Origin of the sequence: Enterobacter sp. 18A13, from assembly GCF_007035975.1 — a bacterium.
In the GTDB taxonomy this organism is placed as follows: domain Bacteria; phylum Pseudomonadota; class Gammaproteobacteria; order Enterobacterales; family Enterobacteriaceae; genus Enterobacter; species Enterobacter vonholyi.
The window spans coordinates 836,506-859,602 of sequence record NZ_AP019634.1 but is presented as its reverse complement, the minus strand read 5'-3'; the positions used below and the strand labels follow the sequence as shown (position 1 = coordinate 859,602).

The 23,097-nt window shown below is 53.9% G+C and carries 21 protein-coding genes; 4 read left to right on the top strand and 17 right to left on the bottom strand.

Features of this window, described 5'->3' with window-relative positions:
• Positions 1-29 precede the first annotated feature (29 nt).
• From rnhB to rpsB, 15 genes are all read right to left on the bottom strand, one after another.
• Positions 30-626 carry a ribonuclease HII gene (gene rnhB / locus FOY93_RS04065; protein ID WP_008501897.1) on the bottom strand — a complete coding sequence of 199 codons (597 nt, stop codon included), beginning with the start codon at positions 624-626 and terminating at the stop codon, positions 30-32.
• Positions 623-1,771, bottom strand: a complete 1,149-nt coding sequence (lpxB, locus tag FOY93_RS04060) for a lipid-A-disaccharide synthase (RefSeq protein WP_133293816.1) — start codon at positions 1,769-1,771, stop codon at positions 623-625. Before lpxB ends, rnhB begins: the two co-directional genes overlap by 4 nt.
• Complete coding sequence (gene lpxA / locus FOY93_RS04055; protein ID WP_023310462.1) at positions 1,771-2,559, bottom strand: acyl-ACP--UDP-N-acetylglucosamine O-acyltransferase; 789 nt, start codon at positions 2,557-2,559, stop codon at positions 1,771-1,773. Before lpxA ends, lpxB begins: the two co-directional genes overlap by 1 nt.
• A gap of 3 nt (positions 2,560-2,562) precedes the next feature.
• Positions 2,563-3,018, bottom strand: a complete 456-nt coding sequence (gene fabZ / locus FOY93_RS04050; RefSeq protein WP_010426706.1) for a 3-hydroxyacyl-ACP dehydratase FabZ — start codon at positions 3,016-3,018, stop codon at positions 2,563-2,565.
• 102 nt (positions 3,019-3,120) lie between these two features.
• Positions 3,121-4,146: a UDP-3-O-(3-hydroxymyristoyl)glucosamine N-acyltransferase gene (lpxD, locus tag FOY93_RS04045; protein WP_111963991.1), complete on the bottom strand. Its 1,026-nt coding sequence runs from the start codon at positions 4,144-4,146 to the stop codon at positions 3,121-3,123.
• A gap of 3 nt (positions 4,147-4,149) precedes the next feature.
• Complete coding sequence (gene skp, locus FOY93_RS04040; protein WP_045907838.1) at positions 4,150-4,644, bottom strand: molecular chaperone Skp; 495 nt, start codon at positions 4,642-4,644, stop codon at positions 4,150-4,152.
• 122 nt (positions 4,645-4,766) lie between these two features.
• A complete protein-coding gene (gene bamA, locus FOY93_RS04035; protein WP_111963993.1) occupies positions 4,767-7,184 on the bottom strand; it encodes an outer membrane protein assembly factor BamA in 2,418 nt (805 codons plus the stop codon).
• A gap of 29 nt (positions 7,185-7,213) precedes the next feature.
• Positions 7,214-8,566 carry a sigma E protease regulator RseP gene (gene rseP / locus FOY93_RS04030; RefSeq protein ID WP_111963994.1) on the bottom strand — a complete coding sequence of 451 codons (1,353 nt, stop codon included), beginning with the start codon at positions 8,564-8,566 and terminating at the stop codon, positions 7,214-7,216.
• Between the two features lie 11 nt (positions 8,567-8,577).
• Positions 8,578-9,435 (bottom strand): phosphatidate cytidylyltransferase, encoded by an 858-nt coding sequence (gene cdsA / locus FOY93_RS04025; RefSeq protein ID WP_023310457.1) that lies wholly within the window; start codon positions 9,433-9,435, stop codon positions 8,578-8,580.
• 12 nt (positions 9,436-9,447) lie between these two features.
• Positions 9,448-10,206 carry a (2E,6E)-farnesyl-diphosphate-specific ditrans,polycis-undecaprenyl-diphosphate synthase gene (ispU, locus tag FOY93_RS04020; protein ID WP_024907522.1) on the bottom strand — a complete coding sequence of 253 codons (759 nt, stop codon included), beginning with the start codon at positions 10,204-10,206 and terminating at the stop codon, positions 9,448-9,450.
• A 186-nt stretch (positions 10,207-10,392) separates the two neighbouring features.
• A complete protein-coding gene (ispC, locus tag FOY93_RS04015; RefSeq protein WP_133293814.1) occupies positions 10,393-11,592 on the bottom strand; it encodes a 1-deoxy-D-xylulose-5-phosphate reductoisomerase in 1,200 nt (399 codons plus the stop codon).
• Between the two features lie 95 nt (positions 11,593-11,687).
• Entirely contained in the window at positions 11,688-12,245 is a 558-nt protein-coding gene (gene frr / locus FOY93_RS04010) for a ribosome recycling factor (protein WP_008501909.1), read from the bottom strand.
• A 167-nt stretch (positions 12,246-12,412) separates the two neighbouring features.
• Positions 12,413-13,138 carry a UMP kinase gene (pyrH, locus tag FOY93_RS04005; protein WP_008501910.1) on the bottom strand — a complete coding sequence of 242 codons (726 nt, stop codon included), beginning with the start codon at positions 13,136-13,138 and terminating at the stop codon, positions 12,413-12,415.
• 150 nt (positions 13,139-13,288) lie between these two features.
• Positions 13,289-14,140 carry a translation elongation factor Ts gene (gene tsf / locus FOY93_RS04000; RefSeq protein ID WP_014882627.1) on the bottom strand — a complete coding sequence of 284 codons (852 nt, stop codon included), beginning with the start codon at positions 14,138-14,140 and terminating at the stop codon, positions 13,289-13,291.
• 117 nt (positions 14,141-14,257) lie between these two features.
• Positions 14,258-14,983: a 30S ribosomal protein S2 gene (gene rpsB, locus FOY93_RS03995; RefSeq protein ID WP_003856207.1), complete on the bottom strand. Its 726-nt coding sequence runs from the start codon at positions 14,981-14,983 to the stop codon at positions 14,258-14,260.
• 321 nt (positions 14,984-15,304) lie between these two features.
• On the opposite strand from rpsB, the gene map reads away from it, so the two are divergent.
• From map to FOY93_RS03975, 4 genes are all read left to right on the top strand, one after another.
• Positions 15,305-16,099 carry a type I methionyl aminopeptidase gene (gene map, locus FOY93_RS03990; protein WP_023310454.1) on the top strand — a complete coding sequence of 265 codons (795 nt, stop codon included), beginning with the start codon at positions 15,305-15,307 and terminating at the stop codon, positions 16,097-16,099.
• A 63-nt stretch (positions 16,100-16,162) separates the two neighbouring features.
• Positions 16,163-18,838: a bifunctional uridylyltransferase/uridylyl-removing protein GlnD gene (gene glnD, locus FOY93_RS03985; protein WP_143344662.1), complete on the top strand. Its 2,676-nt coding sequence runs from the start codon at positions 16,163-16,165 to the stop codon at positions 18,836-18,838.
• A gap of 32 nt (positions 18,839-18,870) precedes the next feature.
• The gene (dapD, locus tag FOY93_RS03980) at positions 18,871-19,695 is read left to right on the top strand and encodes a 2,3,4,5-tetrahydropyridine-2,6-dicarboxylate N-succinyltransferase (RefSeq protein ID WP_008501915.1); all 825 of its coding nucleotides are present in this window, start codon (positions 18,871-18,873) and stop codon (positions 19,693-19,695) included.
• Positions 19,696-19,805: 110 nt separating this feature from the next.
• A complete protein-coding gene (locus FOY93_RS03975; RefSeq protein WP_014168696.1) occupies positions 19,806-20,192 on the top strand; it encodes a DUF3461 family protein in 387 nt (128 codons plus the stop codon).
• Positions 20,193-20,284: 92 nt separating this feature from the next.
• On the opposite strand, the gene FOY93_RS03970 is transcribed toward FOY93_RS03975, so the two are convergent.
• Complete coding sequence (locus FOY93_RS03970; RefSeq protein WP_136195595.1) at positions 20,285-21,442, bottom strand: CdaR family transcriptional regulator; 1,158 nt, start codon at positions 21,440-21,442, stop codon at positions 20,285-20,287.
• A 146-nt stretch (positions 21,443-21,588) separates the two neighbouring features.
• Positions 21,589-23,025 carry a serine endoprotease DegP gene (degP, locus tag FOY93_RS03965; protein WP_111963996.1) on the bottom strand — a complete coding sequence of 479 codons (1,437 nt, stop codon included), beginning with the start codon at positions 23,023-23,025 and terminating at the stop codon, positions 21,589-21,591.
• Positions 23,026-23,097 lie beyond the last annotated feature (72 nt).

The window sequence follows — 23,097 nt, the reverse complement described above, 5'->3', positions numbered from 1 at the left end:
CCGCGTTACTTAATTGCTTGCGTATTGATTCAGGACACCCGTCCCAGCGCGCGTTTCACCGGGCCGAAACTGCGCCGGTGGTGTTCGGTTGCGCCATGTTCAGCCAGCCTCTCCAGGTGGAAAGGTGTGGGATACCCCTTGTGCTGGGCGAAACCGTACTGAGGGTAAGTGAGGTCCAGCGCGGCCATTTCGGCGTCGCGCGTCACTTTGGCAATAATAGAAGCTGCGCTAATTTCTGCGACCCGGCTATCGCCTTTGACGACCGCCATTGAAGGCATGGGCAATGCCGGACAGCGGTTGCCGTCAATCAGGACATATTCCGGGGAAATTTTCAGGCCCGCTACCGCACGCTGCATCGCCAGCATCGTGGCGTGCAAAATATTCAGTTCATCTATTTCATGCGGTTCAGCGCGCCCCAGGCTCCAGGCCAGCGCCTTCTCCTGAATCTCACTAAACAGCGCCAGCCGGCGCTTTTCAGACAATTTTTTAGAGTCGTTCAGCCCGACGATCGGCCGAGCCGGATCGAGGATCACCGCAGCGGTCACCACTGCCCCGACTAACGGACCACGACCCACTTCGTCCACGCCCGCCACAAGATGGGTGTGAGGATAAACAAATTCCATCATTTCGCTAGCTCCAGCACCGCATCGGCCGCTTGCTCATCAGCATTACAGCGGATCAGTTGATGCAGTTCGCGGAAGGTATCGTGCATCTGGTGGCTGGTCTTGCCGTTGGCGAGCAGCGGCAGCAGCGCATCGGCAAGCGCCTGCGGCTGGCACTCATCCTGCAGCAGTTCTTTCACCAGCTCGCGCCCGGCAAGCAGGTTCGGCAGGGAGACATAATCCGTTTTCACCAGACGTTTTGCCAGCCAGAAAGTGAACGGCTTCATGCGATAACCGACCACCATCGGACATTTCGCCAGCATGCATTCCAGCGCCGCCGTGCCGGAGGCTAGCAGTGCGGCATCGCTCGCATACATCGCTTCCCGCCCTTTGCCGTCCAGAAGACGGACGTGGAGATCCGGGGCGACTTCCGCTTTGATGCGCTCAAACTGCTCGCGGCGTTTGGCATTCACCAGCGGCACGACCACTTCGAGATCGGGGTACGTCTGGCGAAGAATTTGCGCTGTCTTGAGGAAATCGGCGCTCAGCATCTCAACCTCTGCGCCACGGCTGCCCGGCAGCAAGGCCAGACAGTGCACATCATGGGGAATGCCCAGCACGTCGCGCGCCGCGTTTTTATCCGGATCCAAGGGCATCGCATCAGCCATGGTATGGCCGATAAAACGGCACGGAACATTAAATCTGTCGTAAAACGCTTTTTCGAAAGGCAGAAAAGCCAGCACCAGGTTGGTGGACCGTCCGATTTTGAAAACGCGTTTCTGTCGCCACGCCCAGACGGACGGACTGACGTAGTGAATCGTTTTGATACCCTGCTTTTTCAGATTCCCTTCGAGGGTAATGTTGAAATCAGGTGCATCGATACCGACAAACACATCGGGTTTGAGTTCGGTAAAACGACGGGTGAGATCGGCGCGGATGTGCAGCAAACGGCGTAGCCGCCCCAGCACCTCAACGATGCCCATCACGGCGAGCTCCTCCATTTCATACCAGGCTTCACAGCCTTCGGCCTGCATTAGCGGGCCAGCAACGCCGACAAAACGAGCATTGGGTACACGCGCCTTAAGCGCGCGGATGAGACCGGCACCAAGAATATCGCCGGAGGTTTCTCCGGCGACCAGGGCTATCGTAAGCGGACGACCGTCGACCATTAACGAATCAGACCCCTTGTGGAACGGTCAAAGAATTCCATGAACGCGTTCACTTCCGGGTGCTTATTCGCCAGCTCGGCAATTTCCGGCTTCGCCTCTTCCAGCGTTTTACCGCTACGGTACAGCAGTTTGTACGCGTTGCGGATGGCAGTAATCGCTTCGCGACTAAAACCACGACGCTTGAGGCCTTCGATGTTCACGCCAAACGGCGTGGCATGGTTGCCCTGCGCAATCACATACGGTGGGACGTCCTGCGCCACACCGGAGCATCCGCCAACCATCACGTGCGCACCAATGATGCAGAACTGATGGACTGCGGTCATGCCGCCAATAATTGCGAAGTCATCAACCGATACGTGTCCTGCCAGCGTTGCGTTGTTGGCAAGAATACAGCGGTCACCTACGGTACAGTCGTGCGCAATATGCGCATTAACCATAAACAGGTTATCGCTGCCCACCTTCGTCAACCCACCACCCTGTACTGTTCCACGATGAATGGTGACGCTTTCGCGAATACGGTTACGATCGCCAATTTCCAGACGGGTCGACTCACCAGCATATTTTAGATCCTGGTTAACTTCGCCGATGGAAGCGAACTGATAGATCTCGTTATTGCAGCCAATGGTCGTGTGACCGTTCACGACAACGTGAGATTTCAGTACTGTACCCTCACCAATTTCGACATGGGGTCCCACAATACAAAACGGGCCAATATGGACGTTAGCGCCAATGATGGCACCGGTTTCCACAATAGCGGTAGGATGAATAAAGGCGGATTTATCAATCACGTATCAGGACTCCCGGCTACGAGCACACATCATCGTCGCTTCGCAAACAACTTTGCCGTCAACCAGCGCTACGCCTTTGAAGCGAGTCAGGCCACGACGCGTTTTTTCAAAAGTGACTTCCATGATCATCTGATCACCAGGCACGACAGGGCGCTTAAAGCGCGCTTCATCAATACCCGCGAAGTAATACAGCTCACCTGGCTCCAGTTTACCGACGCTTTTAAACGCCAGGATACCGGTAGCCTGAGCCATCGCTTCCAGAATCAACACACCCGGGAAGATAGGCTTCCCAGGGAAGTGCCCCTGGAAGAACGGCTCGTTCACGGAAACATTTTTCACTGCGCGCAGAAAACGACCTTCTTCAAAATCCAGCACACGGTCTACCAGCAGAAACGGGTAGCGGTGCGGCAGAAGTTCTAAAATCTCTTCAATATGCAGAGTATGAGTGTCAGTAGTCAAAATACTCTTCCTGTCAAAATGTACTGATAACAATAATAACACGGCCTGCCGGTTTATTAGAAAGCCGACAGGCCGGAAAAAATAGCGTTAAACGGATGACGCTTAATCTTGTTGATCGATCTTACGCTCAAGAGACTTGAGGCGCTTGTTCATATCATCAATGTTCATCACCAGAGCTGCTGTTTTACGCCATACCTTGTTGGGCTGAAGCGGAATGCCGGAGGAATAGACGCCAGGTTCAGTGATAGGACGCATTACCATGCCCATTCCCGTCACGGTGACCTTGTCGCATATTTCCATATGGCCATTAATCACGCTCGCGCCGCCAATCATGCAATAACGGCCAATTTTCAGGCTGCCTGCCATGATGACGCCACCCGCAACCGCGGTATTGTCGCCAATCACAACGTTATGCGCAATCTGGCACTGGTTATCGATGATAACACCATTGCCAATGATCGTGTCGTCAAGCGCGCCACGGTCAATGGTGGTACAGGCGCCGATCTCTACGCGATCGCCAATAATAACGCGACCAAGCTGCGGGATCTTAACCCAGTTACCGCGATCGTTAGCGTAACCAAAGCCATCGGAACCAATCACGGTGCTGGACTGGACGAGGCAATTTTCGCCAATTTCAACGTCATGATAAACGGACACGTTAGCCCATAAACGGGTCCCGGCGCCGATTTTCGTATTTTTCCCAACGAAGCAACCTGGGCCAATGACGACGTTATCGCCCAGCACAACGCCGGATTCGATAACCGCATTCGCGCCAACGGCGACGTTGTTACCCAGCCTGGCCGTCGCATCAATCGCTGCACTGGCAGCAATGTTCTGGGCCGGCTGCGGCGTGGTATCGAGAATTTGAGCCATGCGTGCATACGTCAGGTAGGGGTTTTTCACTACCAGCGCGCTTACAGTGGCAAATGGAAGATCGTCCTGCGTCAGTACAACAGCTGACGCCTGGCATTGAGCCAGTTGCTCACGGTACTTAGGGCTTACCATGAAGGTAATCGTGCCAGCTTTAGCAGATTGCATGGACGCAACAGCGGTGATGACGATATCGCCATCACCGTGTAATTCTGCATCCAACTGCTGAGCTAAATCAGCCAGTCGAATTGAAGGCATTACTTATTTAACCTGTTTCAGAACATCAGCAGTGATGTCTTTAACATCTTTGCTGTTGAAAGCAACGGCGTTCGCATCAACAACCAGATCGATGCTCTGATCGGCAGCCACTGCTTTAACAGCGGTCTGAATGCGAGTCACCAGCTTGCCGCGTTCTTCGTTAGAACGACGCTGACGATCCTGCTCGAAAGCCTGCGCTTTCTGGGAGAACGTCTGGCGCTGAGCCATTACGTCTTTTTCCAGCTTGCTGCGGTCGCTTGCTTTCATGGTAGAACCATCACGCTGCAGACGCTGCATTTTGGACTGAAGATCGTTTTCCATACCCTGCAGTTCGCTTGCACGGCCTTTGAATTCGTTTTCCAGAGTCGCAGAAACACCTGTTTTCTGTGCAACCTGCTGGAACAAATTACCCATGTTGACGATTGCAATTTTGTCTGCTGCCTGAGCAGAAGTTGCCATCGCTAAACCGAGACCTGCAGCTAATAACCACTTTTTCACAATTAACTCCTTACCATCCCATTGGCACCAGAAGGTACCGTTCTTTGCGTGGCAAGGCGACCGTGTTACCGATCGCCAGTTGTCAGCGCTACACTGCCAACGCATTCCTTTGCAGCGGATTATTACCAGGTTTTACCAATGTTAAACTGGAATTGCTCCGCTTTGTCTCCATCGTATTTCTTAAACGGCTGGGCGTAAGAGAAGACCAACGGCCCCAGCGGTGACATCCATTGTAATGCGATACCGGCAGACATGCGAATATTGCTCGGATCGCTGTAGTCTGGAACGCCCTCTGCGCGCATCTGGGCAGTATTCTGCCAGTTGGTATCCCACACGGTACCAGCATCCCAGAAGAAGGACGTACGGACCGAGTTCGCGTATTTATCACTGATAAACGGCGTTGGCGTGATGAACTCCAGGCTGGCAACGGCCATGGCGTTACCGCCCACCGCGTCATCAGAGCTACAGACTTCGGAAGAGGAAGACTTATTACAGTTATCTTTGTCGTTCCCGCCGTAGTAAACCGCTTTCGGACCAATGTTGTTGGACTGGAAACCACGAACGGTGCTGGAGCCACCCGCATAGAAGTTTTCATAGAACGGCAGTTCTTTGCCACCCAGACCATCGCCATAGCCCCAACGGGTACGACCCAGAACCACCCACTTATGATCGTCATCGATCGGGAAGTAGGATGCGGTATCAAGCGTGACCTTATAGAACTCGTTATCGGAACCCGGAACTGTAACTTTACCGTTCAGGTTGACGCGAGAACCTTCCGTTGGGAAGTAGCCGCGGTCGAGACGGTTATAGGTCCAACCGTAGTTAAAGGTGAAGTCATCCGCCGCGAAGCCATTGTCGTGACCAGTTTTGCTGGTTGACTGGCCGATAGAGTCCAGATAACGCCACATCGCCACCTGAGGTTGCATGTTGGACAGGTCGTTATGCACGTAACCTAAGCCCGCGCGCAGGGTGTTGTATTCGTTAACCGGGAAGCCAAGCGTACCGTCTACACCGTAACTCTTGTTGGTGTAAGAAGACAGATCCGCGTCGTCTGCTTTAAAGTCGTTATAGAAAATACGACCGCCCAGGCTCACACCATCTACGGTGAAGTATGGGTTAGTTACAGAGAACTCAGAGTAGGTCTGGTAGTCGTTTTTGGTGCCGTTAATACCGACAGAGTAACCTGTACCCAGCCAGTTATCCTGCTGCACGCCGACCTGGAAGCTGACGCCGCTTTCAGTACCGTAGCCCACACCGAAGTTGAAGCTACCGGTATTGCGCTCTTTCACTTTATAAACGACATCAACCTGATCCGGGCTGCCCGGTACGCGCTGGGTATCGGTATCCACCGTTTCAAAATAACCCAGACGGTTCAGACGCTCTTTACCCTGATCAACGAGGTCGCTACCCAACCATGCGCCTTCCATCTGACGCATTTCGCGACGCAGAACGGAATCTTTGGAGGTGTCGTTACCGACGAAGCGGATCTTACGCACGTAGAAACGGTTGCCCGCATCAACATTCACATGCAGCTTAACGGTTTTATCCGCGTCATTGATTTCAGGCTGAGTCTGTACGCGCGGATAGGCATAACCATAGCGGCCGAGCAGCTTCTTAATGCTGTCTTCCATTTTGGTTACTTTGGAACCGCTATACAGGTCGCCTGGCTGAATTTTGGTCAGCGATTCGATTTCAGCAGAATGCCCCGCCAGATTACCACTCACTTCAACACCAGAAAGCTTGTACTGCTCGCCTTCAGTGATGTTAACCGTAATGTAGATACCTTTCTTGTCCGGAGTCAGACTGACCTGAGTCGAGTCGATGTTGAAACGCGCATAGCCACGATCGAGATAGTAGCTGCGCAGGGTTTCAAGGTCGCCCGCCAGTTTCTGTTTCTGGTATTTGCGATCGCCTACCACGTTCCACCATGGCACTTCATCGCGCAGCTGGAAGGTGGAGATCAGTTCGTCGGTGCTGAACGCATGGTTGCCGACAATGTTGATCTGCTGGATCTTCGCAGAAACACCTTCCTGGAAGACCAGCTTCAGGTCAACACGGTTACGTGGCAGCGGAGTAACAACCGCTTTCACGCTGGCGCTGTATTTACCGACGCTGTAGTAGAAGTCTTCCAGACCTTTTTCAATGTCTGAAAGGGTTGTGCGGTCCAGAGATTCACCCACACGAACACCCGATGCTTCAAGGTTTTGCTTGAGCATGTCATCTTTCACCGACTTGTTACCGGAGAAAGTGATACTGGCGATCGTTGGACGTTCTTTTACCTGTACCAGCAGCGTATCACCATCGCGCAGGACGCGAACGTCCTCAAAGTTGCCGGTGGCAAACAGAGCACGGATGGTGTTACTGATATCATCATCATTAACCGTATCGCCGGGGCGTACAGGCATACTGAGGAGGGCCGCACCAACGGCGACACGCTGGAGGCCTTCGAAATGAATGTCTTTCACTACGAACCCGTCAGCACCGTATACGGTGGCGCTGCTAAACAGCAGCGACGCTATGAGCAACTTTTTCATCGCCATCGTTATTATGCGTTCTTCCTAACACTCTCTTACAACCGAGAGAAATCATTGAAAAGTGCAAGCCCCATTAACAGCACCAGCAGAATCGAGCCAATGCGATAACTAAAGTCTTGAACTCGCTCGGATACCGGTCCGCCTTTTAGCTTTTCAATCGCTAAAAACAGCAGATGACCCCCGTCTAAAACGGGAAGCGGGAACAGGTTGATTATCCCAAGGTTCACGCTAATGAGCGCGAGGAACATGAGATAGTAAATCACCCCGAATTCCGCTGACATCCCAGCCCCCTGAGCAATCGAAATTGGCCCACTGAGGTTGTTCAGTTTCACATCACCGGTTATCAATTTCCCCAACATGTTGACCGTCAGCTTCATCAGTTGCCATGTTTTATCCGTGGCTTCAAGGATGGCGCTGAACGGCCCATACTGGCGTATTGTCTTGTACTCATCTGGCAGCGGGATCACCTTTGGCACAACGCCTGCAAACCCTTCTGCCTTTTTGCCGACCGACTTCGTATCCGGAATCAGCGTCAGCGAAAGCGGACTACCCTGCCTTTCAACTTCCAGCGCGAGAGACGTTCCCGGATTATCGCGCACCAGAGTAACAAAGGTCATCCACTCTGTTAATGGTTGACCATCGACTTTAACGATCCTGTCGCCCGCTTGCAAACCCGCTTTGCTCGCTGCCGAATTTGCCTGTACTTCGGCTAATACCGGCTCGATCTGCGGACCGCGCGGACGAATGCCCAGCGCAGCGACGGGATCCTCTTTGTCTGGCTCGAAACGCCAGTGGCGTAAATCAAGTACTTTGTCCTGACGCGTATCAGAACCAAACGGCGATACGCTGATGGTGGTCTGCGGATCGCCAATTTTGGCTACCAGCTGCAGTCGCACGGCATCCCAATCAGGGGTTTCGATGCCATCAATCGCTTTAAGTTCCATCCCGGATGTAATTTGCGCACTCGCCGCGATGGAGTTGGGGGCAATTTCACCTACCACAGGACGCACGCCAGGAACGCCGATGATGAACACCAGCCAGTAAGCGAAAATCGCAAAGATGAAGTTGGCTACCGGTCCGGCAGCAATGATGGCGGCGCGTTGTCCAACGGTTTTATTGTTGAATGCGCTGTGTCGCAGCTCAGGAGCGACAGGCTCGACGCGTTCGTCGAGCATTTTGACGTAGCCGCCCAGCGGAATAAGGGCGATGACAAATTCTGTGCCATGACGGTCTGTGCGCGTCCAGAGTGATTTACCAAAACCGATGGAAAACCGCTCTACGCGCACGCCACAGCGGCGAGCAACCCAGAAATGGCCAAATTCATGCACGGTAATCAGTACACCCAGTGCAACAATGAACGCCGCCAGATTCCAGAGAATGCTCAGCATAAAACCTTCCGTTAAATCGTCCCGAATACCAGTAAAAGCAAACACGCAAACACTGGAACAGCCGCTGTCAGGCTATCAATGCGATCCAGTATACCGCCATGCCCTGGAATCAGGTGTCCGCTATCCTTAATCCCTGCTTCGCGCTTAAACATACTTTCGGTCAAATCACCGAGCACGGAGGCAAGCGCAGCAAAAATCGAGCACACCAGCAGTATTGACGGTGCCACTTCAAGATTCGCCCAGACGCCGTAGCCCCAGGAGATGATCGCTGCCGTAAACAGGCCGCCGATGAATCCTTGCCAGGTTTTGCCCGGAGAAACCTTCGGTGCCAGCTTATGTTTGCCAAACAGTTTACCAAACATATAGGCCCCGGAGTCAGCACCCCAGACCAGAATCATTACATAAAGCAGCCAGATCGCACCGCTGTAGTGGTTTTCGTCGTAGTGCCAGGCTCGCAGCGCAACCATACCCCAGAAAAAAGGAATAATTGTGAGCAAACCAAAAATCAGTCGCAGCACTTTTGAATTACGCCATAATGCCGCAGAACCTGGATAAAAAAGAACCAGCAACAGCGCGGCAACCCACCAGGCCAACGATATCCACAAGGAACCGGCAACCAGTGGCTGATGAATATCATGGTGATATTCAGGCAACGTAAACAGCATTATGGCCAGGATAAAGCCACAAAGTACCGCAAGCCATACTCGCTGAGTGCGCGAGGTAAAGCCGCTAAACTGTCCCCATTCCCACGCGGCGAGCATACACACCACCAGCGTGACAATAGCGAATCCCACCGGGGGCAGTAAAAACAGCGCCGCTATGACAATGGGTATTAATACAAAAGCGGAAATCAGGCGATACTTCAGCAAAAGCTACCCCCATCAGGCTTTGTCGCCACCAGGCTCGGTGCCGCCGAAACGACGCTCTCGATTGGCAAAGGCATGCAGCGCACCTTCAAAGTCTTGTTCATCAAAATCGGGCCAAAGAACATCCGTAAAGTAAAGTTCGGCATAGGCAATTTGCCATATCAAAAAGTTACTTATGCGATGTTCCCCCCCTGTCCTAATTACCAAATCCACGGGAGCCTGTTCATTCATGCAGATTTGCTTGCTCAGCGCCTCTTCATCAATTTGGTCGGGTCTCAACAGCCCTTCCTGAACCTGTTCGGCCAGATGCCGAACGCCCTGGATAATATCCCAGCGTCCGCCGTAATTCGCCGCAATATTCAGCGTAAGACCGGTATTATTTTCCGTCAGCGCTTCTGCTTTACGAATCCGTTCCTGCAAACGTGAGTTAAAACGACTGGTATCGCCAATGATACGCAGGCGGACGTTGTGGCGGTGCAGGCTTTTTACTTCGCTGTCTAGCGCCCACACAAACAATTCCATCAACGCAGTCACTTCCTGCAGAGGCCGATTCCAGTTTTCACTGCTAAAAGCATAGAGCGTTAACGCATCAATGCCGTTGTTGGCGGCAAAAGAAACGGCGCGGCGAACGGATTTCGCCCCCGCTTTATGCCCAAAGGCTCGTATCTTCCCTTGTCTTTTCGCCCAGCGGCCATTGCCATCCATAATGATTGCTACATGACGGCAGCCATGAGCTGGCAAATTTTCGCTTATTGGTTGATTCGCAGACAACATAACGCGTTTTTTGTCCCTGAAAAGGATTTAACGGTACTCAGGAATACTGAAGCCTATACATAAAAAAGCCGTGTCAAACCACGGCTCACCTGACCACATTAAGTCAAATACCTGCGATCAGGTGGCGCAGACTATATCACTGAAGCCCAACGCTAACAAATAGCACGACGACTAGTGCTTGCTTTATCACCAGCTTGCGAGACGTGTCACCTGTTGGCGCGCAATATTACGCGCAGCTGCATCCACCGCCAGCACCTCTTCCACGCTTTGTGGTTCGCGCAAATCCATCATCTCCAGTACCGATAAATTTAACGACGCGATATCGGTAAAACGAATTTGCTGATTCAGAAATGCCTCAACGGTAATTTCATTGGCTGCATTCAGTGCCGTTGTCGCCGCCTGCCCTTGGTCAAAGGCAGTCATCGCAAGCTTCAGACAAGGATAGCGATCGTAATCTGGTTCACTGAACGTCAGGGAACTTAGCTTGCAGAAATCAAGCGGCTTCACGCCGGATTTCACTCGATTTGGCCACGCCATTGAATGGGCAATCGGCGTACGCATGTCCGGCTCGCCCAACTGCGCCAGCACGCTGCCATCCTGATAACGCACCATCGAATGAATGACCGATTGCGGGTGAATCAGTACTTCCATCTGTTTCGCTGACGCATTAAACAACCAGCGCGCTTCAATGTATTCCAGACCTTTGTTCATCATGGTGGCAGAGTCAACGGAGATTTTACGCCCCATCGACCAGTTCGGATGACGGCACGCCTGATCCGGCGTCATGGCGCGCAGTTCAGACAGTGGCGTTTCACGGAACGGGCCACCAGACCCGGTAAGCAGAATCGACACTACGCCATTCTGCTCCAGGTCAGCGTACCCCAGGTTCTGTTGAAAAGGTTGCGGTAAACTCTGAAAAATCGCGTTGTGCTCGCTGTCAACCGGTAGAAGACGCGCGCCGCGCTGCTTCACCGCATCCATAAACAGGCGTCCGCAGGTGACCAACGACTCTTTATTGGCCAGCAAAACATCCTTACCGGCATCAATCGCGGCAAGCGTCGGCAGCAGCCCTGCCGCGCCGACAATGGCCGCCATCACCTGATCCACCTCGTCCAGCGCCGCCATCTCGCAGGCCGCCTGCTGGCCACTCAGCACTTCGGTTCGGCAGCCCTTTTCACGCAGCTGTGCTTTCAGCAGACGTGCGCTCTCTTCGTCATCCATCACCGCATAGCGGGGCGCAAACTCCAGGCACTGTTCGACCATTCGCTGCACATTCTTACCGGCCACCAGCGCTGTCACGGTGTAAAGTTCAGGATTATGGCGAACGACGTCGAGAGTGCTGCAACCGATAGAGCCGGTTGAGCCGAGGAGTGTTAAATGCTTCATGGGATGCCCGAAAAAAGTTAGACCAGATAAAAGCAAAACGCCGCCAGCAAGACCCGAAGTCCCTCTGAACGGCGTTTATCAGTGTACGACAGAAATCAGAACTGCATCAGTTCCGCTTCTTTATCTGCCAGCGCCGCATCAATTTTCTTGATGGCAGCGTCGGTCATTTTCTGAATGTCGTCCTGAGAACGACGATCGTCATCTTCACTGATCTCTTTTTCTTTCAGCAGCGCTTTTACTTTATCGTTCGCGTCGCGACGGACGTTACGCACGGATACACGACCCTGCTCAGCTTCGCCACGAACGACTTTGATCAGATCTTTACGACGCTCTTCCGTCAGCGGAGGCAGTGGAACACGGATGTCTGCGCCCGCAGAGCTTGGGTTCAGTCCGAGGTCAGAGGCCATAATCGCTTTCTCAACGGCCGGGCCCATAGAACGATCGAACACGTTGATTTTCAGCGTACGGGTATCTTCTACCGTTACGCTCGCCAGCTGACGCAGAGGAGTTGGCGTACCGTAGTACTCAACAATGATGCCATCCAGCAGGCTTGGAGAAGCACGGCCAGTACGGATTTTGCTGATTTGGGTTTTGAACGCTTCTACGCATTTTTCCATGCGTACTTCAGCATCTTTTCTGATGTCGTTAATCACGTTACGAATCCTTGAAAACTTGTCTCAGGCAGACTATCCGCCAGCACAGCGCTACAGGTGTGCTAAGTATAGTCGCGTTTAATTCATGACAACGCCAAAGGCGCGCCCGGGTAAGATACCACTACAAAATAAAGCGGAATCTTACCTGTATTTATCGTCAACGGAAATTATTCCGTGATCAAAGTGCCTTCTTTTTCGCCCATGACCACGCGACGCAGTGCGCCTGGTTTGTTCATGTTGAAGACACGGATCGGCAGTTTGTGGTCGCGAGCCAGCGTGAAGGCGGCAAGATCCATCACTTTCAGCTCTTTATCCAGCACTTCGCTGTAACTCAGCTGATCGTACATGGTGGCAGAAGGATCTTTTGCCGGGTCGGCAGTAAACACGCCGTCAACTTTGGTCGCTTTCAGTACCACATCGGCTTCGATCTCGATACCGCGCAGGCAGGCAGCGGAATCGGTCGTAAAGAACGGGTTACCCGTACCGGCGGAGAGGATCACCACGCGGTTGTTGCGCAGCAGGCTGATGGCTTCTGCCCAGCTGTAATTATCGCATACGCCATTCAGTGGAATAGCGGACATCAGGCGGGCGTTCACATAGGCGCGATGGAGCGCATCACGCATCGCCAGGCCATTCATCACGGTTGCCAGCATACCCATGTGGTCGCCCACAACGCGGTTCATCCCCGCTTTCGCCAGACCAGCACCACGGAAAAGGTTGCCACCGCCAATGACCACGCCAACCTGGATACCCAGTTCGACCAGTTCTTTGATTTCCTGTGCCATGCGATCAAGGATGCTTGCGTCAATACCGAAGCCTTCCGATCCCTGCAGCGCTTCGCCACTCAGCTTAAGCAGAATGCGTTTGTACACGGGTTTTGCATTGGTAGCCATGTTTCTTTCCTGAGACTGTCAACGATTAAGATGGGGGTTAATTCTGGCGACATGATATGCCGCAAATCAGTACAGCGATACTGGAGCCTGTCTGATTTCCTGTGACGGGTGACAAAAAGAAGCCGCCCTCAGGCGGCTCCTTTTCAATCATTAAGACTGCTTGGACATTGCAGCAACTTCTGCTGCGAAGTCAGTCTCAACTTTCTCGATGCCTTCGCCCACTTCGAAGCGGATGAAGCCAGTTACGTCAGCGTTGTGCTCTTTCAGCAGCTGAGCAACAGACTTGCTTGGGTCCATTACGAATGGCTGGCCAGTCAGAGAAACTTCGCCGGTGAATTTCTTCATGCGGCCTTCAACCATTTTCTCTGCGATTTCTTTTGGTTTACCAGACTGCATCGCGATGTCCAGCTGAACCTGGTACTCTTTCTCTACCACTTCAGCAGACACGTCTTCTGGCTTAACGAATTCTGGCTTGCTTGCAGCGATGTGCATTGCCAGCTGTTTAACCAGCTCTTCGTCAGCGCCTTTAGCCGCAACCAGAACACCGATACGTGCACCGTGCTGGTAAGAACCCAGAACGTCACCTTCCAGAGAAGATACGCGACGGATGTTGATGTTCTCACCGATTTTAGCAACCAGCGCAACACGTTCTTCTTCGAACTGTGCTTTCAGAACTTCAACGTCAGTGATTTTACCAGCAACAGCTGCGTCCAGAACTTTGTTAGCAAATGCCTGGAAACCGCCATCTTTAGCAACGAAGTCAGTCTGGCAGTTAACTTCCAGAATGATGCCGTAGTTGCCATCGATCTTAGTGATGATCACGCCGTCAGCAGCAACGTTGCCTGCTTTTTTAGCTGCTTTGATCGCACCGGATTTACGCATGTTTTCGATTGCCAGCTCGATGTCGCCGTTCGCTTCAGTCAGCGCTTTTTTGCAATCCATCATGCCTGCGCCAGTACGCTCGCGCAGCTCTTTTACCAGGGATGCGGTAATTTCAGCCATTCTTAAATCCTCGGGAGATGTGAACTGCCCGGCCGGGGGCCAAACAGTGTAAATTGAAAAAAGGGGCCGGTAATGGGCCCCTATTCATACACGGTACTAATAAGGGGTAAAACCTTATTATTCAGCTTCTACGAAGCTTTCTTCCGCCTGAGAAGCCAGATCCTGGGAACGGCCTTCACGAACGGTAGCAGCTACAGCGCTCAGGTACAGGCTAACAGCACGGATTGCGTCGTCGTTACCCGGGATAACGAAGTCAACACCGTCCGGATCGGAGTTGGTATCAACGATAGCGAATACCGGGATACCCAGGTTGTTAGCTTCTTTGATAGCGATGTGCTCGTGGTCTGCATCGATTACGAACAGCGCGTCTGGCAGGCCGCCCATATCTTTGATACCGCCCAGGCTGTTTTCCAGCTTGTCCAGTTCACGAGTGCGCATCAGCGCTTCTTTCTTAGTCAGCTTGTCGAAAGTACCGTCCTGAGACTGGGTTTCCAGATCTTTCAGGCGCTTGATGGACTGACGAACAGTTTTCCAGTTGGTCAGCATGCCGCCCAACCAGCGATGGTTCACGAAGAACTGGTCGCAGCTGTTAGCAGCATCTTTCACAGCTTCGCTTGCAGCGCGCTTAGTACCAACGAACAGAATCTTACCTTTACGGGAAGAGATCTTGTTCAGCTCAGCCAGGGCTTCGTTGAACATTGGTACAGTTTTCTCAAGGTTGATGATGTGAACTTTGTTACGTGCGCCGAAGATGAAAGGCTTCATTTTCGGGTTCCAGTAACGGGTCTGGTGACCAAAGTGAACACCAGCCTTGAGCATGTCGCGCATGGAAACAGTTGCCATGTTTAAAACCTCTATATTGAAAGTTGGGGTTATGCCTCCACGTATCCCATATTACCGACCCCGAAGGGCACCCCGGAATATGTGCCGATACGTGTGTGTTGTTACACAAAGTGAGATTTGTCGCTTCCGTCCAGCCTGTGTATCTGAGATGGATCGGAAGTCCGGCGCGCTTTATACCACAAAACACGACCAGAAACCAACAGTTGTTGGCGGAGTGTGCTGTTAATGATTCTCAATTTGGCACGGAGCGTGCCTGACTGATACCATTGACGACACTTAGACTAGTATTGTCGAAAAAATCGACACCGATGGACAGATTACATGGCTATCTCTATTAAGACACCTGAAGAAATTGAAAAGATGCGCGTCGCCGGTCGTCTGGCCGCGGAAGTGCTGGAAATGATCGAGCCGTTCGTGAAGCCGGGCGTCAGTACCGGTGAACTGGACCGTATCTGTAACGACTATATCGTGAACGAGCAGCACGCGGTTTCCGCCTGCCTCGGCTACCACGGTTTCCCGAAATCCGTCTGCATCTCTATTAATGAAGTGGTGTGTCACGGTATTCCGGACGATGAAAAACTGCTGAAAGACGGCGACATCGTTAACATCGACGTGACCGTCATTAAAGACGAGTACCACGGTGACACCTCAAAAATGTTCATCGTTGGCAAGCCGACTATTCTTGGCGAGCGTCTGTGCAAAGTGACGCAAGAGAGCCTCTATCTGGCGCTGAAAATGGTTAAACCGGGTATTCGCCTGCGTACCATCGGTGCGGCAATCCAGAAGTTTGTGGAAGCAGAAGGTTTCTCCGTGGTTCGCGAGTACTGCGGTCACGGCATTGGTCGCGTCTTCCATGAAGAGCCGCAGGTTCTGCACTATGATGCAGACGACGGCGGCGTGGTGCTGCAAAAAGGCATGACCTTTACCATTGAACCGATGGTCAACGCGGGTGATTACCGCATCCGTACCATGAAAGACGGCTGGACGGTGAAAACCAAAGACAGAAGCTTGTCTGCACAGTACGAGCATACTATTGTGGTAACAGACAACGGCTGCGAAATTATGACGTTGCGCAAGGATGACACCATCCCGGCGATACTGACGCACGACGAATGATAAAAAAGCCGGCAAATGCCGGCTTTTTTAATGGCTATAGCTTTTTCTTATGGGTGGCGCACGATGAGTAATCTTTTACCCGAACAGTATGCTAACACAGCACTTCCCACCCTCCCCGACCAGCCCGATAACCCGGGCGTCTGGCCGTCGCACGAGCTGACCTGCGCGCATATTAAAGCCCATATGGATGTTTTCCATCGCTGGCTGGGCAGCGCGTTCGACGCAGGCGTGTCGGCCGAGCAGCTCATTGAAGCGCGCACCGAATTTATCGACCAGCTGCTGCAGCGCCTGTGGATCGATTATGGGTTTGGGCAAATCAGTGATGTTGCGCTGGTTGCCGTCGGGGGCTACGGCCGCGGTGAGCTGCATCCGCTTTCCGATATCGATCTGCTGATCTTAAGCCGCAAAAAGCTGCCGGACGAACAGGCGCAAAAAATTGGCGAACTGCTGACGCTGCTTTGGGACGTGAAGCTGGAGGTGGGCCACAGCGTGCGAACCCTGGAAGAGTGTCTGCTGGAAGGGTTATCGGACCTGACCGTCGCCACCAACCTGATTGAAACCCGCCTGCTGATTGGTGACGTTGCCCTGTTCCTGGAGCTGCAAAAACACATCTTCAGCGACGGCTTCTGGCCGTCAGAAAAGTTCTTCGCCGCGAAGGTCGAGGAGCAAAACCAGCGCCACCAGCGCTATCACGGCACCAGCTATAATCTTGAACCCGATATAAAAAGCAGCCCCGGTGGCCTGCGCGACATCCACACTTTACAGTGGGTCGCCCGCCGCCATTTTGGCGCCACCTCGATGGACGAGATGGTCGGCTTCGGCTTTTTAACCGAGGCCGAGCGTAACGAACTAAACGAGTGCCTGCACCTGCTCTGGCGCATCCGCTTTGCCCTGCATCTGGAAGTTACGCGCTACGATAACCGTCTGCTGTTTGACCGCCAGCTCAGCGTGGCTCAGCGCCTGAATTACCAGGGCGAAGGTAACGAGCCGGTTGAGCACATGATGAAGGATTTCTTCCGCGTCACTCGCCGGGTGAGCGAGCTGAACCAGATGCTGTTGCAGCTGTTCGACGAGGCCATTCTGGCCCTGACGGCCGACGAAAAGCCGCGCCCGATTGATGACGAATTCCAGCTGCGCGGCACGCTTATCGATCTGCGCGACGAAACGCTGTTCATCCGCGAGCCGGAAGCGATCCTGCGGATGTTCTATACCATGGTGCGCAACAGCACCATCACCGGGATCTATTCCACCACCCTGCGCCATCTGCGTCATGCGCGCCGTCATCTGACGCAGCCGCTGTGCTATATCCCGGAAGCGCGTTCGCTGTTCCTGAGCATGCTCCGCCACCCGGGTGCCGTAAGCCGCGGCCTGCTGCCGATGCACCGTCACAGCGTGCTGTGGGCCTATATGCCGCAGTGGTCGCACATCGTCGGGCAGATGCAGTTCGATCTGTTCCACGCCTACACGGTGGATGAACACACGATCCGCGTGATGCTCAAGCTGGAGAGCTTTGCGAAAGAAGAGACGCGCTCCCGCCACCCGCTGTGCGTCGAACTGTGGCCGCGCCTGACCCATCCGGAACTGATCCTGATTGCCGCCCTGTTCCACGATATCGCCAAAGGTCGCGGCGGTGACCATTCGGTGCTGGGCGCGCAGGACGTACTGAAATTTGCCGAACTGCACGGCCTGAACTCGCGTGAAACGCAGCTGGTGGCCTGGCTGGTGCGCCATCACCTGCTGATGTCGGTCACCGCGCAGCGTCGGGATATTCAGGACCCGGAAGTCATTAAGCAGTTCGCCGAAGAAGTTCAGACTGAAAACCGTCTGCGCTATCTGGTCTGCCTGACGGTGGCCGATATCTGCGCCACCAACGAAACCCTGTGGAACAGCTGGAAGCAGAGCCTGCTGCGCGAGCTGTACTTCGCCACAGAAAAACAGCTGCGTCGCGGGATGCAGAACACCCCGGACATGCGCGAGCGCGTACGTCATCACCAGCTGCAGGCGCTGGCGCTGCTGCGGATGGATAACATTGATGAAGAGGCGCTACATCAGATTTGGGCCCGCTGCCGCGCCAACTATTTTGTCCGCCACAGCCCAAACCAGCTGGCGTGGCACGCGCGGCACCTGCTCAAGCACGATCTGTCCCAGCCGATGATCCTGCTAAGCCCGCAGGCCACGCGCGGCGGAACGGAGATTTTCATCTGGAGCCCGGACCGGCCTTATTTGTTTGCTGCGGTCTGCGCCGAGCTGGACAGGCGTAATCTGAGCGTTCACGACGCGCAGATTTTCACCACCCGCGACGGTATGGCGATGGACACCTTTATCGTGCTTGAGCCGGACGGCAGCCCGCTCTCGGCGGACAGGCATGAAGGGATACGTTTTGGCCTGGAGCAGGCGATTACCCAGCGCAGCTGGCAGCCTCCGCAGCCGCGTCGCCAGCCGGCGAAATTGCGCCACTTTACCGTCGATACCGAGGTCAATTTCCTGCCGACCCACACCGACCGAAAATCGTTCCTGGAGCTGATCGCGCTCGACCAGCCAGGGCTGCTTGCCCGCGTCGGCCAGGTTTTTGCCGATCTGGGAATTTCGCTTCATGGGGCCCGAATTACAACCATTGGCGAGCGAGTAGAAGATTTATTTATAATCGCCACCGCTGACCGGCGTGCCCTTAATAATGACCTGCAGCTTGAAGTGCAACAACGGTTGACAGCAGCCCTCAATCCAAACGATAAAGGGTGATATGTTTTTTAGTGAAATGGAAAGAGTAAACAATGCAGCAGTTACAGAACGTTATTGAGTCCGCTTTTGAGCGTCGCGCCGAGATTACCCCGGCAAATGTGGATACCGTGACCCGTGAAGCGGTAAACCAGGTGATTTCCCTTCTGGATTCCGGCGCGCTGCGCGTGGCAGAAAAAATCGACGGTCAGTGGGTCACTCATCAATGGCTGAAGAAAGCCGTGCTGCTCTCTTTCCGCATCAACGATAACCAGGTTATCGACGGAGCTGAAAGCCGCTACTTCGATAAAGTGCCAATGAAATTCGCTGACTACGACGAAGCGCGTTTCCAGAAAGAAGGTTTCCGCGTGGTACCGCCTGCGGCCGTACGTCAGGGCGCATTCATCGCACGCAATACCGTGCTGATGCCATCCTACGTGAACATCGGTGCCTACGTTGACGAAGGCACGATGGTTGACACCTGGGCAACCGTCGGTTCATGCGCGCAGATCGGTAAAAACGTTCACCTGTCCGGCGGCGTGGGCATCGGTGGCGTTCTGGAACCACTGCAGGCTAACCCGACCATCATCGAAGACAACTGCTTCATCGGCGCGCGCTCTGAAGTGGTAGAAGGCGTGATCGTTGAAGAAGGCTCCGTGATCTCCATGGGCGTTTACATCGGTCAGAGCACCCGTATTTATGACCGTGAAACCGGCGAAGTTCACTATGGTCGCGTTCCGGCTGGCTCCGTGGTGGTTTCCGGTAACCTGCCGTCAAAAGATGGCAAATACAGCCTCTACTGTGCGGTTATCGTGAAGAAAGTGGATGCGAAAACGCGCGGTAAAGTGGGCATCAATGAATTGCTGCGCACCATCGATTAATCGGGTATAAAAAAAGCGGGGGCAACCCCGCTTTTTTTATATCTGAGGGTGGCGAAAATAGATTTTTTCGTTAATTATTCAAAGGTTATGTTGAGATCAAGGGTACCGCTATGTACGATAATCTGAAAAGTCTGGGCATTACCAATCCTGATGAAATTGATCGTTACAGCCTCCGCCAGGAAGCCAACAACGATATTTTGAAAATCTATTTTCACAAGGACAAAGGAGAGTTTTTCGCCAAAAGCGTGAAGTTTAAATACCCACGCCAGCGTAAAACCGTTGTTGCTGACGGCGTAGGTCAGGGATACAAAGAAGTACAGGAAATCAGCCCTAACCTGCGCTATGTGATCGATGAACTCGATCAGATCTGCCAGCGCGACCGCACCGAAGTCGATCTCAAGCGTAAGATCCTTGACGATCTGCGTCACCTGGAAAGCGTTGTGACTAACAAGATCAGCGAGATTGAAGCGGATCTTGAGAAATTAACCCGGAAATAAAAGCAAAACGGCAATCCTTGATTGCCGTTTTTAGTGTTTGCGCCCTCTCCCCGTGGGAGAGGGATGGGGTGAGGGCACCAGACCGCACTCAGTCATCTCTGATCGTCCAGCTGCAGCGCCACATACAGCAGCAGCCTGTCGTCGAAATTCCCCAGGTCCAGCCCCGTCAGCTCCGAAATCCGGTTTAACCGATACTCCAGTGTATTGCGGTGAATAAACAGCGCCTTCGAGGTCGCCAGCGGCTGCACGTTATGGCGGAACCATGCCTGCAGCGTCCGGCGCAGCAGGCCGTTGTTGTCCATGGCTTTCAGACGCGCTAATGGCCGCGCTAGCTCATTGGCCTGCCAGCCCCCGCGCAGGCTGTCGAGCAGCACCGGCAGCATCAGATCCTGATAGAAATAACTGCGGCTCTCCGGCATTCGCTGCTTGCCCACCATCATGGTGGTTCGAGCGGTACGCCAGGAGCGGGCGATACTGCCCGGCCCGGTAAAGTAGTTGCCCAGCGCAACGCGAAAACGCAGCTGACCATTCTCCTTCATCCGGGAGATCAGCAGCTCCACGCGACGACGATGATCGTCTGCATCCCAGCGGCCAAACGCATTGAGCGCCGGTTTGAGCACCACCATTTCCGTCAGAGAAACGATCGCCACCAGGTTATCGCGTTCCGGCGTTGCCAGCGCATTTTGCAGCTGCTGCAGCTCGGCCATCGCGCTATCTACGCCCAGCTGGCCGCTATCGACCTCAATGACCGCCACCACGCGCGGCTGGTTTAGATCGATCCCCAGACGCTGCGCCCATTCACTCAGTGCAGGCGTATGCTCTTCCGCCTGAATAAGGTTCATCACCAGCTCTTCGCGCAGGCGGCTATCCTGAGCCAGCAGGTGCATCAGGCGCGACTGCTCGAGCATCATCTCTGCCGTCATACAGACCAGCTCGCCGTATTTTCGCAGGGACTCCGGCTCGCCGGTCAGGCCAATAACGCCGACTATCTCCCCTTCCAGACGCAGCGGTAAGTTGATCCCCTGCCGGACGCCGTGAAGATGTTTCGCTACCGCGTCGTCGATATCCACGACCCGCCCCTGGGAAAGCACCAGCAGCGCACCTTCGTGCAATTCTCCAATACGCTCGCGATCGCCGCTGCCGATAATGCGCCCGCGAGCATCCATCACGTTGATATTGGTATCGATGATGCGCATGGTGCGCGCCACGATATCCTGCGCCATTTTGGTATCAAGATGCCAGCCAGCCATAGAACCCTCCCGTGAGCAGAGCTCAAGCATAGGGAAGTTCAGCTGCGGCTGCATTGTGCGAATGCACAAAGAGAGAGGGAGAAGTATAGAGTTGTGGTTACAGTCACAGAAACGAGAAAGCCCCTGCGAACAGGGGCTTCAGAGGATTACTGCATCAGCAGATAAAGAGAGGTATCACCACGCTGGATATTCAGCGCCAGCACGGAAGGCTTGCTGTCGAGAATTTTGCGCAGTTCAGCGATGTTTTTAACCGGCTGCTGGTTAGCGCCCATGATCACATCGCCTTTTTTCAGGCCGATACGGGCTGCCGGTGAATTCGCTTTCACGTTATTCACCACCACGCCTTTGTCTGCGCCTTTATTGCTCATCTCGGCACCTTCAATCCCGCTGAAGATGGTGCTGGAATCCACCTGATTCTGGCTGCTCTGCTGCAGCTCCAGGCTCACGTTAACCGGCTTACCGTCGCGCAGCAGGCCGAGGGTGATTTTACTGCCAACCGGCATGGAGCCCACTTCGGCACGCAGGGCGGCAAAGCTGCTGATCGGTTTACCGTTCAGGGAGGTGATCACATCCCCCGCTTTAATGCCCGCTTTCGCCGCAGAGGAATTCGGCATCACCTGGCTGACGAATGCCCCGCGCTGAGCGTCAACTTTCATTGCCTTCGCCAGCTCGGAGTTCAGCTCCGTACCGAGGATACCCAGCTCGCCGCGTTTCACCTGGCCATACTGCACCATCTGCGCGGTCAGGTTTTTCACCATGTTACTTGGGATAGCAAAGCCAATCCCGATGTTACCGCCGTCCGGTGCCAGGATAGCGGTGTTGATACCGATCAACTCACCGTTGAGGTTCACCAGCGCACCGCCTGAGTTACCGCGGTTAATCGCCGCATCCGTCTGGATGAAGTTTTCATAGTTTTCGGCATTGAGGCCGCTACGGCCCAGTGCAGAGACGATACCGGATGTCACGGTTTCACCCAGACCAAACGGGTTACCGATCGCCACGGTGTAGTCACCCACGCGCAGCGCGTCGGAGTCGGCAATTTTAATCGCCGTCAGGTTTTTCGGATCCTGGATCTGGATCAGCGCGATGTCGGAGCGCGGGTCTTTACCCACCACTTTGGCGTCGAACTTACGGCCATCGCTCAGCTGAACCTTAATGCTGTTAGCGTTATCGACAACGTGGTTGTTGGTAACGACGTAGCCTTTCGCTGCATCAATGATTACCCCCGAGCCAAGCGCCATGAATTTCTGCTGCTGGCCGCCGCCCTGGCTGTCATCCCCTGCGCCACCGCCCTGACAGAACGGAGAGCTCTGGAATGGCGAACCGTCCTGGCAGAACGGCGAATTGTCGCCGAAGAACTGCTGGAAGTTACGCGGCATACGCGGCGTATTGACGGTCGTGCTGCCCTCAACGTTAATACTCACCACCGATGGCATCACTTTTTCGAGCATCGGTGCCAGGCTTGGCATCTGCTGCGCGGTTGCTGCCGACGACGCGGTCTCGGCTGCAGTAGCAGTCAGAGGAGACAGCGCTAAACCTAAACTCAGAGCCAGTGCACTCATTGCTAATGTGGTTTTTTTCATGTTTCTCAATCTCGATTTACAGGTAACGCAAAATTGCTGTGTAACTCAGATTCGTTTTATACCGCTTAGTTC